The sequence below is a fragment of the Acidaminococcus sp. HCP3S3_G9_1 genome, assembly GCF_052122455.1.
GTDB lineage: Bacteria > Bacillota > Negativicutes > Acidaminococcales > Acidaminococcaceae > Acidaminococcus.
Map to the genome: position 1 here is coordinate 14,560 of NZ_JBQKCH010000004.1, position 13,233 is coordinate 27,792.

At 57.8% G+C, this 13,233-nt stretch carries 15 protein-coding genes; all 15 read right to left on the reverse strand.

Annotated elements, in window-relative coordinates; genetic code table 11:
* A complete protein-coding gene (locus ACTQY1_RS03605; protein ID WP_022487026.1) occupies positions 1–1,659 on the reverse strand; it encodes a nucleoside kinase in 1,659 nt (552 codons plus the stop codon).
* Positions 1,660–1,738: 79 nt separating this feature from the next.
* Positions 1,739–2,995, reverse strand: coding sequence for a pyridoxal phosphate-dependent aminotransferase (locus ACTQY1_RS03610; protein ID WP_022487027.1), 1,257 nt, complete (start codon positions 2,993–2,995; stop codon positions 1,739–1,741).
* A gap of 91 nt (positions 2,996–3,086) precedes the next feature.
* Positions 3,087–3,650, reverse strand: coding sequence for a hypothetical protein (locus ACTQY1_RS03615; protein WP_022487028.1), 564 nt, complete (start codon positions 3,648–3,650; stop codon positions 3,087–3,089).
* Positions 3,643–5,961 (reverse strand): prepilin peptidase, encoded by a 2,319-nt coding sequence (locus ACTQY1_RS03620; protein ID WP_441373791.1) that lies wholly within the window; start codon positions 5,959–5,961, stop codon positions 3,643–3,645. The genes ACTQY1_RS03615 and ACTQY1_RS03620 overlap by 8 nt, the downstream gene beginning before the upstream one ends.
* A 12-nt stretch (positions 5,962–5,973) precedes the next feature.
* Complete coding sequence (locus tag ACTQY1_RS03625; protein WP_441373792.1) at positions 5,974–7,497, reverse strand: YifB family Mg chelatase-like AAA ATPase; 1,524 nt, start codon at positions 7,495–7,497, stop codon at positions 5,974–5,976.
* Between the two features lie 137 nt (positions 7,498–7,634).
* Entirely contained in the window at positions 7,635–7,991 is a 357-nt protein-coding gene (locus ACTQY1_RS03630) for a YraN family protein (protein ID WP_288311100.1), read from the reverse strand.
* Positions 7,992–8,089: 98 nt separating this feature from the next.
* Positions 8,090–8,902: a ribonuclease HII gene (locus tag ACTQY1_RS03635; RefSeq protein ID WP_022487032.1), complete on the reverse strand. Its 813-nt coding sequence runs from the start codon at positions 8,900–8,902 to the stop codon at positions 8,090–8,092.
* 1 nt (position 8,903) lies between these two features.
* On the reverse strand, positions 8,904–9,791 hold the full coding sequence (ylqF, locus tag ACTQY1_RS03640) for a ribosome biogenesis GTPase YlqF (RefSeq protein WP_288311099.1): 888 nt from the start codon (positions 9,789–9,791) through the stop codon (positions 8,904–8,906).
* 173 nt (positions 9,792–9,964) lie between these two features.
* Positions 9,965–10,504, reverse strand: coding sequence for a signal peptidase I (lepB, locus tag ACTQY1_RS03645; protein WP_022487034.1), 540 nt, complete (start codon positions 10,502–10,504; stop codon positions 9,965–9,967).
* A gap of 57 nt (positions 10,505–10,561) precedes the next feature.
* A complete protein-coding gene (rplS, locus tag ACTQY1_RS03650; protein WP_012937865.1) occupies positions 10,562–10,903 on the reverse strand; it encodes a 50S ribosomal protein L19 in 342 nt (113 codons plus the stop codon).
* Positions 10,904–11,023: 120 nt separating this feature from the next.
* The gene (gene trmD, locus ACTQY1_RS03655) at positions 11,024–11,794 is read right to left on the reverse strand and encodes a tRNA (guanosine(37)-N1)-methyltransferase TrmD (protein WP_279126921.1); all 771 of its coding nucleotides are present in this window, start codon (positions 11,792–11,794) and stop codon (positions 11,024–11,026) included.
* Between the two features lies 1 nt (position 11,795).
* On the reverse strand, positions 11,796–12,290 hold the full coding sequence (gene rimM, locus ACTQY1_RS03660) for a ribosome maturation factor RimM (protein ID WP_022487036.1): 495 nt from the start codon (positions 12,288–12,290) through the stop codon (positions 11,796–11,798).
* Between the two features lie 4 nt (positions 12,291–12,294).
* Positions 12,295–12,702: a YlqD family protein gene (locus ACTQY1_RS03665; protein WP_441373793.1), complete on the reverse strand. Its 408-nt coding sequence runs from the start codon at positions 12,700–12,702 to the stop codon at positions 12,295–12,297.
* 11 nt (positions 12,703–12,713) lie between these two features.
* A complete protein-coding gene (locus ACTQY1_RS03670; protein ID WP_012937861.1) occupies positions 12,714–12,941 on the reverse strand; it encodes a KH domain-containing protein in 228 nt (75 codons plus the stop codon).
* A gap of 11 nt (positions 12,942–12,952) precedes the next feature.
* Positions 12,953–13,225 carry a 30S ribosomal protein S16 gene (rpsP, locus tag ACTQY1_RS03675; RefSeq protein ID WP_012937860.1) on the reverse strand — a complete coding sequence of 91 codons (273 nt, stop codon included), beginning with the start codon at positions 13,223–13,225 and terminating at the stop codon, positions 12,953–12,955.
* Positions 13,226–13,233: the final 8 nt, after the last annotated feature.

The following is a 13,233-nucleotide window of genomic DNA, read 5'->3' on the forward strand; positions in this document are numbered from 1 at the left end:
TTACAGTAAATCTCCAAAAATCGAATGGCCAATGAATTCCCGGATAATGGAGTTGTTGGGAATGGCCTTGTCGTCTATGGATTCTACGATCTGCAGCATATCCAGGAAATTGCGGGCAACCGGATATTCTGCTGCATCCCGGGGAATCTGTTCCAGCAGGGGGCAGGCATATTTTTTGAATACGGCCAGCTCATAAATGAGGGTGGTATTGAACATAATGTCCGCTTCTTCGCTGAAGGGAAAAATGTTCCGTTCTTCTCCCTGACGCACCTTGTGCCAGTTCTGGATAGTCTGGCGGGCATCATGGGAGCGGAACTGGGAATCCCGGACCATCCGGCGGAGCAGCCGCATATCGGTGGTGGGAATCCGGTTGTAATCATCAAAAGAAAGAGGCGTCAGGGCGCTGATGTAGATCTTCAGCTTGTTCCTGCGCCGGACCCGGGCGGAAAGCTTCTCGTTCATCCCATGGATGCCTTCCACTACCAGGACTCCGTCATCCCCCAGATACACCTTCTGGCCCCGATATTCCCGGTGGCCGGTCTTGAAATTGAAGTAAGGGATTTCCACGGTTTCGTCCCGGAGCAGCCGTTCCATATGCTCATTGAACAATTCTGTATCCAGGGCTTCAATGGATTCAAAATCGTAGCTGCCATCCGGCAGACGAGGGGTCTGCTCCCGCTCCTTGAAATAATTGTCCAGGGAAATGGGAATGGGCCGCAGGCCGTTCACCCGCATCTGCACTGCCAGCCGCTGGGAAAAGGTGGTCTTCCCGGAGGAAGAGGGGCCGGCGATCAGCACCAGCCGTACATTCCGTCCATCCGCGTCGATTTCATCAGCGATCCGGGCAATGGATTTTTCATGGTAGGCTTCGCACATCTGGATGATGCCCCGGCTGTTCCCTTCCCGGATGTACTGGTTCAGGGCTGCCACCGTAGGACAGTGCATCACCTGGCCCATTTTTTCCGACTGGGCATAGACTGCCGCCAGCTTTTTCCGTTCCACATAGGGTTCCAGACGGTCCAGCTGGTCCTGGCGGCCGTACCGGAGCAGGATCCCGGACCCCATCCACACCAGTTCAAAGGCCTTCAGGCAGCCCAGATTGGGCAGCAGGGGCATCACCGAATAGGCAAACCGGTCCCCCACCCCGTAAAGGTTGATCCGGTAATCCTCCGGCAGGGCATCCAGCAAAGGAGCCTCATCCTGGAAGAACTGGGGCTTCACATAGGACCGGGCTTCATCCCGGCTCAGCTGCCGGATCTGGACCGGTTCCTGATCCCGGATCATCTCTTCCATGCAGTGGGTCACATCTTCCAGATCATATTTGCTCAGGAAGATCTTGTTCTTGACCGAACAGAAAAGGCCATGACCAAAGGTGTTTTCCACTTCCAGCTGGATTTCCGGCCGTCTCCGGTTCATGGCGGCAATCAGGGCAAACTGGAAGGTGGCAATGTAGGACCGGTATCCCTGCTCACTGTCCAGGGGATAGAAGGTCACATGATCCCCGTCCTGAGGACACAGCTGCAGCGGCTGGGGCTGGCCGTTCACCACCCCCAGCGCCACGGGACTGCTGTAGAGCTGTTTGTAGGATTGGGCGATGACTCCGAGAGGCGTCCCGTCCTGAAATGCTTTTGGTTTTCCGTCTGGTCCTGTAATCTGCATCTGTTCCGCTCCCCTTTTCTGTTTTCTGGATCTGTCAGCCCGCAGGCTGCCTGTGCTGCTTTCCGGCTCCTTTTGTTTTTTAGTCTTCTCCCACTTCGTCCATGGCTGCTTTGATTTTGGCTGCCATGCCGTAGACTTTATGCTTGGGCACTCCGCATACGGCTACCCGGACCCCGGCTGCCAGAGGCACGCAGAAAATATTGTCTTCATGGAGCCGGTCGCAGACCGCTTCCGGATCCTTGGCGGGAATGGACAGGAAGAAACCGGAAATGTAGGGCAGCATCTTCAGGCCGCACTTTTTGGCTTCATCCGTAAAGATGTCTCCCCGTTCCTGGATCATGCTGTAGTAATGGGCCCGTTCCTTCTGGATGGTTTCCAGCAGTTCCGGATCACTGTAGATGGTGTCCAGGGTATCCATGGCACCCCGGTTGCAGTTGGACCAGCAGGCCCGGCTGGTGTATTTGTTGGCGTTGATGAATTCCAGGATCTGTTTTTCATCACTGGTGACCCCGATAAGAGCTCCGCAGCGCTGGCCGTACATGGTGAAACTCTTGGACAGGCTGTAGGCGATCAGGCCAAAGATGTTTTTGGGCAGGTTGGACAGCTTCCGGAAGATTTTCCGGACTTCTTCCCGTTCCCCGGCATAGTCGATGTAAGCCACATCCAGGCACAGAGCGGCGGTTTTGTCGGTACCGGCAATGGCGGCTTCCAGCATCTTCACCACATTTTCAATGTCTTCCGGAGTCAGGCTGAACCCGGTGGGATTGTGGGCCGGAGTATTGATAATCAGCAGGATCCGGTCCTGTTGGGCCAGGATTTCCCGGACTTTGGCTTCACAGCCGGCCAGGTTGAACTTGTGTTCCGGGGTGGTCATGGGATAAGTGGCCAGGTGACGGTCCATATCCTCGCAGATCTGGTTGTAGGCTCCCCAGTACCAGGCAGAGGTCAGAACGGTATCTCCGGCTTCCGCATAATTCCAGACAGCATGATGGATGGCCCCGGTGCCTCCGGCGGTGGCAATGGCTGCCGTAAACCCTTCCGGACGGGACTGGCTGAAGCAGGCGTTCTGAACCAGTTCCAGATATTCCGGCAGGCCCATGATGGGGGCATATTTAAAATATTCCGCGTCTTTCAGGCTCCGGTATACTTTGCTGACTGTGGGCAGCACCACAAAGTTTTCATCATTGTCCAGGATGCAGCCGATGGTGGCATTGATCACCGCATCTGCGCCGATTTCGCTGATCCGTTTCTGGGCCGCTTCGCTGGCTCCAAAAATACGGTCCTTGGACGGCTTGGTCTTCTTCTGGGCATGTGGTGCAACACAGCTGTTCATCATAATAATAGGTCCTCCCCTCAGTAAAAAGCGAACGTTTTTAAAACGAGAATAATCGTTGTACATTCTATTATCTCATTATTAACGAAATCGGTCAATAAGAAGTGTGTATTTCTCCCGATTTGGAACTTTTCACAGGGCCTGTTATGAATTTTCCGTGAAACAGCACTTTTTCCCCTTTTTCCCGGGCCTCCAGCCGCCCCTCCCGGGTCCACACCCCGGGATACCGGGCTTCCCACCAGCGGAAAAAAGTCACCAGCCGGGGATAGGAGCCTTCCAGTTCCGCTTCCAGGCCAGCCGGATCCTTTTTTCCTTTCGGAGTCAGGGGAGCCAGTCGGATCACCTGGAGCCCGTTCCGGGCAGCGGCAGCTTCCAGGGCCCCCAGCCAGGCTTCCGGAGGCAGGGAGGGATTCTCCCGTTTTCCCTGTTCCAGCAGACTTTTTTCCCGGGCCTCCTGTTCCGGATCCCACCGGGCTGCAAAAAGGGCCAGCTGCTCCAGTTTCTCCTTCCGGACCTCATTCTGTCTTTTCACAGTCAGCAGTTCCCGGCCCAGAGGGAGCACCAGCCAGGTCCACAGGCACAGTACGCCCAGGCCTAGCAGGGCTCCCTGGAACGGATCCTCCCGGAGCCGGGAAACCAGCGGTTTCTTTTCATCCATGAGTTTCCTCCTCTTTCAGACGGATCTGGAGGGCAAAACCGGTCAGATCTGATTCCCTTTCTTCCTGTTCCAGCCGGTCCAGTTTCACCTGGATCACTTCCGGCCGCTGCTGGAGGCGTTTTACCAGCTGGAGAGCCCCATTCCTTTTCAGGCTCCGGCCTTCCAGATGCAGGACCTTTCCCTCCTTCTGCTGTTCCACCCGGGTAAGCCAGCAGTCTGACGGCACCTGGTTCCCCAGGAGAGTCAGGAAATCCCCCCAGTTCACCTGCTGCCGGATCCGCTGCTTTTTTTCTTTCTGCTGCCGGGCCAGCTGTTTCCGCCGCTGCTGCTGTGCCTGCCAGAAGGTTTCCCAGCCGGAGACCTGCTGCAGCTGTAAGATGCACCGTTCCTGTTCCTTCCGGGCCAGGAAAAGGCATCCGGCCAGCCATAGACAAAGGATCAGGGAAACCGCCGCCAGTTTCTTTCCCAGGGCCGACCAGGAGATCCGGGACAGCCTTCCCGTTCCCTGCCGGAACAGGGAAAAGCAGAAACCACTCTCCCGTCCGGCCCCCAGGATCCCTCCCAAAACACCCCACAGGCCAGCTGTAAGAACCGCCTGCTTTTTCTCTTCATAATAGGGAGCCCATTGGAAGCGGGGTTCCAGTTCCAGGACCTGAGCAGGGCATTCCCACTGCTGCCGGAAGAATTCCAGCCAGGCAGCCTGTTCCTGTTCCGTACCGCCGGCCAGATACAGACCGGACGGCCCGTCCTGGAACCGGTCCCGGACCCCGGGAGACAGATGTTCCCACAGGGTTTCCACCGCCTCGTCCCGCTGGTCCCGGAAAGGTTCTCCCCGACCGGATCCCGGCAGGTTCCGACAGGCCAGGAGACGGCCCCGGGCATACCAGGCCCCCTGGAGGCCTTCTTCTCCCAGGATCAGGAGAAATCCCGCCTCCTCTTTTTCCAGCCACCATCCCCAGGCCGCCGGAGCCCCTTCCACCTGCAGGATTTCCCAATCCAGCTGCCGGCTGATGACCCCTACGGTATCCAGCAGGGCCAGGGGCACGGCTCCCGCCAGGATTTCTTCCTTCCGGTCCGGACAGGGTTCCGTCCCCAGGGCAAAAGAACCCGGGGGATAGGGGATCTGCTGTAGGATCTCCCAGGATGCCGCCTGGATCTGTTCCTTCCGGGACAGACCGGGCAGGGACAGATTCCGGAATTCCAACAGATCCGGCCCCAGGAGCCACAGGATAGATTGGGCTGTAACCCCCCGTTTGGCACAGACTTCCTGGAGCCACAGGGCCGGTTCCTCCCCCTGCTGCCGGTACAGGGCCAGCCGGATCCGTTCCGGCCAGGCCAGTTCCTGGTACCGTTCCACTTCCCAGGCTTTCTTCTTTTTCCGGACCTGAACCAGAGTCACCCGGTCTCCGCTGATTTGAACACCCAGCAGCTGCCGGGGCCAGGGAGACAGCCGGCGCCGGAGCCACCCTGCAGCCTGGCCCAGCCGGGCTTTTCCTTCTTCCAGCCCCGGTCCTGCAAGCCCAAGGACACACAGCAGCATCCTGTCCGGTTCCATCAGCCCAAAGACAGAACGGAACCGGAGCAGCAGTCCGGCCAGGACGAAATAGGGAGCCAGGGGCACCTGTACTGGTGCCTTGTCCCATCCGTTGTTTTCCGGATTAAAGGCAAACAGACAGACGGAAACAAAAGCAAGGCCGGCAGCCAGGAAAAGGCCCTGGAGCCCTGTCCAGGGTCCCAGCCACAGACCCATCACCGCTGCCAGTTTGGGATCCCCGGCTCCCATGCCCTGGGGATACCGCCAGTGGATCAGCTGGAGCAGTCCCCCCAGCAGTCCGGCCCCTGTCAGAGGAGACAAAAAATCTCCGTCCGTCAGTCCGTGGAGAAGCAGGAACAACAGTACCAGGGGAAGGAAAAAAACTTCGTACAGCTGCATTTCGTCCCTGTCCGTCCAAGCCATAAGGAGCAGTAGGCTCACACAAGCCAGCCTCAGAGCCAGTACCGCCGGAGGCCCGGGCATCCGGGAAAGGAGCAGGAACAGGGCTCCGGCTTCCGCTTCCCGCCAGAACAGGGATACGGTCAGTTCTTTGCCGCAGTGCCGGCATTTTCCCTTCTGGCGCAGATAACTGACCAGAGGGATCAGTTCTCCCGGCCCCAGGATATGGCCGCAGCTGTCACAATGGGACCGGCCCCAGATAATGGATTCTTCCCGCCGGAGCCGGTTGGCACACAGATTCAGGAAGCTGCCCAGACAGGAGCCCAGGGCGAACCAGAAAAAGGAAATGAGCAAAGACAGCCATGGAAGAGAAATCATGGTTCCGCCCTCCTATCCCTGGATGCTGGTCCGCAGCTGGATGGCTTCGCCCAGATGGAGCGCCGTGATGTCCTCACTGCCGGCCAGATCCGCAATGGTCCGGGCCACTTTGATGATCCGGTCATGGCTCCGGGCACTGAGGCCCAGGCTGACGAAATATTTTTCCAGCAGGGCTTCCGCCTGAGGTGTCAGAGGACAGAAGGCCTTGACCTCCCGCCGGCCCATACTGGCGTTGCAGAACAGGTGGGTCCCTTTCAGCCGTTCCCGCTGGACCTGACGGGCTGCCACCACCCGTTCCCGGATGGCCGCGGAGCTTTCCCCCTTCTTTCTGCTTTTCATTTCCTGGTACTGGAGCCGGGGCACGTGGATCTGGATGTCGATCCGGTCCAGGAGGGGCCCGGAAATCTTCTTCTGATACCGGGCGATGTCCCCGGGCCGGCAGGTGCACTGGTGAAGGTTGTCCTCTTCTCCCCAGAACCCGCAGGGACAGGGATTCTGGGCCGCCACCAGGATGAACCGGGCGGGATAGGTGAGAGAGGCCTGGACTCGGCTGATGGTGACCATCCCGTCTTCCAGGGGCTGCCGGAGCACTTCCAGGGCGCTCCGGGAAAATTCCGGCAGCTCGTCCAGAAACAGGACTCCGTGATGGCTGAGGGTCACCTCTCCGGGATGGGGGATGCTGCCCCCTCCGATGAGTGCCGACTGGGAAACCGTGTGGTGGGGGCTCCGGAAAGGCCGTTCCACCATAATGCCGTGGTGGCCTTTCAAAAGGCCGGAGATGCTGTAGATCTTGGTCACTTCCAGGGCTTCTTCCTCGGTCATGGGCGGCAGGATGGAAGGCAGCCGCCGGGCCAGCATGGTCTTCCCGGCTCCGGGAGCCCCCACCATCAGCACATTGTGGCCTCCCGCCGCAGCGATCTCCAGGGCCCGCTTGGCCACTTTCTGGCCCTGGACATCTGCAAAGTCCACGGTATCCTCCAGGGGTTTCTCCAGTTCCAACACCTTTTTGGCCAGAGGCTCCAGAGGCTGCTTTCCCTGGAAATGGTCCACGATCTGCCCCAGGTTGTCCGCGGTATACACCTGGATCCCGTCCACCAGTTCCCCTTCGGTAGCGTTGCCGGAAGGGATGAAAATGGCCGGCAGCCCTTCGTCCCGGGCCCGGAGGATCATGGGCAGGATCCCGTTCACCGGGCGCAGGGATCCGTCCAAGGCCAGCTCTCCGGCGAACACAGGCATGGGGTCCGGCAGTTTCACATACTTCTTGGCAGCCAGCACCCCCAGGGCAATGGGCAGATCCAGTCCGGCCCCATCCTTTTTCAAGTCCGCCGGAGCCAGGTTCACAGTTATGTGGGTGTCCGGGAACCGGAAGCCGGAATTCTTCACCGCAGCCTTCACCCGCTCCCGTGCCTCCTTCACTGCCGTATCCGGCAGCCCCACCATTTCAAAGGCAGGCATGCCGTTGGTCACATCCACCTCCACTGTAACCATTTCTCCGTTGATCCCGCGGGTGGTCTCCCCCCAGGTCCGTGCGTACATGGAATCAGCTCCTTTGTCGTGTATCGTGAGTCGTTCATCGTGTGTCGTTTGCCGTGATTGGAGAAACCACCGATTTCTTCATCCAAAGCCAGCCACGCTGGCATCCATCGGCAGTTGACCATTGACAGATTTTATATTTAAAAGCAATTCTTCAAATGATTCAGAGAAATTTTCCCATACAGATCCAGGATCTCGATAATATCGAACCGGCTCCGGTACCGGAGCACCGGATTCTCCCGCAGGTAGCACCAGGCGGTTTTCCGGAGGCGGATCTGTTTGTCCCGGGTCACGGCGGCGGCAGGGCGGCCGAATTTCAGACTGTGCCGGGTCTTTACTTCCACAAAGGCCAGCACTCCCCAGTGCCGGGCAATGATGTCGATTTCTCCCCAACTGCTCCGGTAGTTCCGGTCCAGGATCTCATATCCCTGTTTTTCCAGATAGCGGACGGCCGCCTCCTCCCCCCAGTTCCCGAACCGGCGGCGTTGGTGGACCATACTGATTCCCTCCTTTTTTGTTCAATGTCAGCTTTGCTGACTTCCTTAAGCCGTTGACAGCTGACCGCTGACCGGGCTGTTGCCCTGGCAACAGCCCCCTATTTCAACTTCAGCAGTTTGTTTTCACTGACGGCGGGTTCTTTCAGATCCATGGACTTCAGGGGTTCGAAGCTTCTCCGGTGCCAGGGGCTGGGGCCGCAGTCCAGGATGGCCTGGATGTGCCGGGCCGTACCGTATCCCTTGTGTTTGGCAAATCCGTACTGGGGATAGTCCCGGTCCAGGTCTTCCATGATATGGTCCCTTGTGACCTTGGCGATGATGGAAGCGGCCGCCACCGCTGCACTTTTGCTGTCCCCCCGAACCATATCCTCCACAGGGATCCCCGGGATTTCCAGGGGCATGGCATCGGTAATGGCCCCCTGAGGGTGCACCTTCATATGGGTCAGACACAGGGTCATGGCGGTTTTGGCCGCCTGGTAGATGTTCAGCCGATCGATTTCCCTGGGTCCCAGGATGCTGACGGTAACGCTAACCGCCTGTTCCAGGATCTCTCCATACAGGGTTTCCCGCCGGGCAGGAGTGACCTTTTTGGAATCGGTAAGACCGGGCAGCCAGATTCCGTGAGGCAGGATCACTGCCGCCGTCACCAAAGGTCCGGCCAGCGGCCCCCGGCCCGCTTCGTCGCAGCCGGCCACCTGATCCATACCCCGTTCCCAAAATTCCCGTTCCAGATCCTGGAGCCGTTCCAGCCGTTCCCGTTCCAGTTTCCGGGCTGCCTGTTTCCGGTCATAGGCTTCCAGCAGTTTCCGGACACCGGTCCGCCCATCCTTCCGCCAGCGTTCCAGTTCTGCTTCTTCCGGCCCCAGTTTCAGCTGTTCCCGGATTACCTGGATGCTCTCTTTTTTTTCCATGTCAGGCCTCGTCCCGGGGAGCGGCTTCCAGGGAGAAGGATCCCAGTTTCCCGGCCTTGAAGTCACGGAGAATCATCTGGATTGTTTTGTTCATATCCAAGACTCCGCCGGCTTTCAGGCAGCCCCGGGCCCGGGCGATTTTTTCCTCCGCCGCTTCCACGGTATCTTCCGGTGTCAGTTCGATCCGGTAACTGGCGGACAATTCCTGGGGATACAGCTTCATCAGCCGTTGGACCAGGATATGGACGGCGGTTTCCTGATCAAAGACCTCTTCCCGGATGGCACCGGTCACCGCCAGGCAGAACCCGGTTTCCGGATTGTCGAATTTGGGCCACAGGACACCGGGGGTATCCAGCAGTTCCAGCCCCTTCCCCAGGATCACCCACTGAGGCCCCCGGGTCACCCCCGGCTTGTTCTGGGCTGCGGCTTTGTTCTTCCCCAGCAGCCGGTTGATCAGGGTGGATTTCCCCACATTGGGGATTCCTACGATCATCACCCGGATGGACCGGTTCCGTACGCCCTTTTTCCGCCATTTTTCCAGGGTGGGTTCTCCGGCTTTCTGGATGGCATTCACCAGGGCCTTGACTCCCTTGCCTTTCTGACAGTCCACCTCCAGGGCCGTAAAGCTGTGCTTCTTAAAATAGGCCAGCCAGTCCCGGGTCCGGTCCGGATCTGCCATGTCCGTCTTGTTCAGCACCACGATTTTCTGCTTGCTGCCGATCAGCTGCTGGAGCATGGGGTTGGCACTGGACCGGGGAATCCTGGCGTCCAGCAGTTCCACCACCACATCCACCAGTTTCAGGTTGGCTTCCATCATCCGTTTGGCCTTGGTCATATGGCCGGGGAACCACTGGATATGGAATTTCTTTCCGCCGATTGTATTTTCCATGGGTACATCCTTTCTTATCCAAACAGGCAACGCCTGTCAATATGCATAGGCCCCATTATACCATGCTTCCCATTCAGAAGCGAATTGTGGAAAAAGCGGGGCATTAACGGGAATTTGGTGCAGTAAAGGGGCTGTGAAAAAATGATCTTTCATTTTTTCACAGCCCCTTTTTTTCAAGGCAGTGCCCGTATCTGTCCCAGGGGCCAGAAGATCAGGCTGGCTTTGCCTTTCACCAGGCTCAGATCCACAAAGCCCACATCCCGGAACCGGCTGTCTTCGGAGTTGTTCCGGTTGTCCCCCATAACAAAGATATGGCCGGCAGGGACGGTGGTCTTGGGCAGGTTGGTGTGGAAGGGTTCCCGGATATAGCTTTCATCCAGGGCTTCCCCGTTCACATAGGTCTTCCCGTCCCGGATCTCGATGGTGTCCCCGCCCACGGCGATGACCCGTTTGATGAAGTCCCGCCGGGTGTCACTGGGATACTTGAACACGATGATTTCTCCCCGTTTGGGCTGGCGGGTGTAATAGACCAGCTTGTTCACCAGCAGCCGTTCCTGGTCCTGGAGGGTGTTCATCATGGAAGGTCCAGAGACCATATAGGGTTCCACCAGGAAGGTACGGATCCCAAAAGCCAGCACCACGGCCACAATGATGGAAATCAGCCAGTCACTGACCGTATCCTGCCAGGAGCCGGATTTCTTTTCTTCGCTCATGCCTTCTCCTTTGCAATAAAAAAGGCAGTTGCCGGAGCAACTGCCTCATTGATCCGATTACCGACGTTCTCTGATACGAGCGGCTTTACCGGTCAGTTTACGCAGATAGTACAGTTTTGCTCTGCGTACCACACCTCTGTGGGATACAACGATTTTTTCCAGACGCGGGGAATGGACAGGGAACATTCTTTCCACACCAACGCCGGAAGCAACGCGGCGAACAGTGAACATTTCCCGGGCACCGGAACCGCTCCGGGCAATGCATACGCCTTCAAACAGCTGAACCCGTTCACGGGTGCCTTCCACAACCTTCACATATACCTTCAGGGTATCGCCAGGACGGAATTCGGGAATGTCGGAACGCAGCTGTTCCTTTTCAATTGCTTCAATAACGTTCATTATTAATTTCCTCCTCAGAATCCAAGACGTTCATGTCTAGCCACGTGCTAACAGCGGACCGCCCGTTAATGCATACGCTGTATTATACCATACAGCCGGCTCCCGGTGCAACCGAAAAAGTCAGGATTCCCTGCTTTTCCCGGCCGTCCGGGACTTCTCTTTTTCTTCTTCTTCCATGGCCAGGAACAGTCTCCCGTCCCCCTTCTGCCACTGCATGGTCCGCAGCAGTTCCGGGCGGTGGAGGAAGGTGGCCCGCAGGCTCTCCTTTCTCCGCCACTGGCCGATTTTACCGTGGTCGCCGGAAAGCAGGACTTCCGGCACGGCTTTGCCCCTGTACTCCACCGGACGGGTGTACTGGGGGTATTCCAGCAGGCTGTCATGGAAGGAATCTTCCTCGGCGCTTACCTGCTTGCCCAGCACCCCGGGAATGAACCGGGCCACTGCATCCATGATGCACAGGGCCGGCAGTTCTCCTCCGGTCAGCACAAAATCCCCGATGGAAAGCCGGAGATCAGCTTCCTCCAGGATCCGTTCGTCAAAGCCTTCATAATGGCCGCAGAGCAGGATCAGATCCTGCCCGCTCCGGGCCAGTTCACACACCCGTTCCTGCCGGAGGGATTCTCCCACCGGTGTCAGGGCCGCCACCAGGGCTCCCGGTGCCAGCTCCCGGGCCCGTTCCAGGGCCGCCAGATAAGTCTGGGGCTTCAGCACCATCCCTGCTCCGCCGCCGCAGGTGGTATCGTCCACGCTCCGGTGCCGGTCGGTGGCATAGTCCCGGGGATCCACACAGTCCACGGACAGGAGCCCTTCCTGAGCCGCCCGGCCCAGGATGCTCCAGCTGCAGGCGCTCCGGATCATCTCCGGGAAAAGAGTGACAAATACGAATTTCATCTCAGATCCACTCCGGCAGCACCACAGTGATCTGCTTCTTTTCCCAGTCGATGTTCCGGATATTGTCCGCAATGGCCGCTACCAGGATATCTTCCCCCTGGGGCGGAGCAATGACGAACACATCGGTGGAACCGGGGCTGATCACATCCTTCAGCATCCCCACCGTTTCCCCTTCCGGAGTCACGGCGGCAAAGCCGATGATGTCCCGGACATAGAACTGGCCTTCCGGCAGAGGAGGCAGTTCTTCCGGCCGCAGGACGATGGTCCGGCCCCGGAGGGTCTCCGCATCGTTCATGGTCTCAATGCCCTCCACCTTCATCAGGTACACATTCTTGTGCTGACGGAGGCTTTGGACCGTGTAGTCCCGGCCGTTGTCCAGGGTGATCTTCTTCATTTTGGCGTACCGCTCCGGATGATCCGTCTGCGGCATAATGCGAAATTCGCCCCGCACGCCATGCGGGGCGACAATTTTGCCAATCACGATATGCTGTTCCATAGGCTTATTCTCTGAAGCCGACGACTTTGCCGTCTTCCACGACGATTTCCGCCCCCATAAGGGCTTCCAGGTCGCTGCCTACAGCGATTTCTACAGAACGTTCCAGTGTACCATGACCGACTTCACTGCCGATTTCCAGGTTTTCAGCCCGTTCCAGCTTGTCTTTCAGTTCCTGGAGAGCATGGCCCCGCTGGGTCTTTTCATACTGGATCTGCTCCTGGAGCCCCCGGACAGCCTCCGGACCGGCAGCGGACTGTTCATTCAGCGCCCGCTTGGCATTGAACTGGAACTGTTCGAAATCCAGTTCTGCCGCCTGGACCTGACGCTTCATATCTGCAATGATCTTGGCTTTCAGGTCTTCAGTGACCTTGGCCTTGATGACTACAGGCACCCGAACGATCATTTTATCCATGGTAACCACCTTTAGTCGATATCAACGATGACTTTCACGTTTTCGCGGGTAGCAGCTGCTTTCATCACCAGACGGATGGCCTTGGCAATGCGGCCTTGTTTGCCGATCACTTTACCCATATCTTCAGGCGCCACGTGGAGTTTCAGGATCACGGAAGATCCGGTCCTTTCTTCCTCCACCTGGACCTCGGAGGGATTATTCACGATAGCCTTAGCAATCACTTCAACTATCTCTTTCATAGTCATCCTCCTTATTTGGCTGCTTTTTCGCCAGCCAGTTTCGCCATCAGACCCTGTTTGCTGAACATGGAACGAACCGTATCAGTCGGCTGTGCGCCCTTTTTCATCCAGGACAGAGCTTTTTCTTCGTCGATGGTAACCACGGCGGGATCAACAGTGGAATCGTAGGTACCTACGGTTTCGATGAAACGGCCGTCACGGGGAGCCCGTTCGTCAGCAACGACGATACGATAGAAGGGGCTCTTTTTGGCACCCATACGTTTCAGACGGATTTTAACTGCCACAACATTCA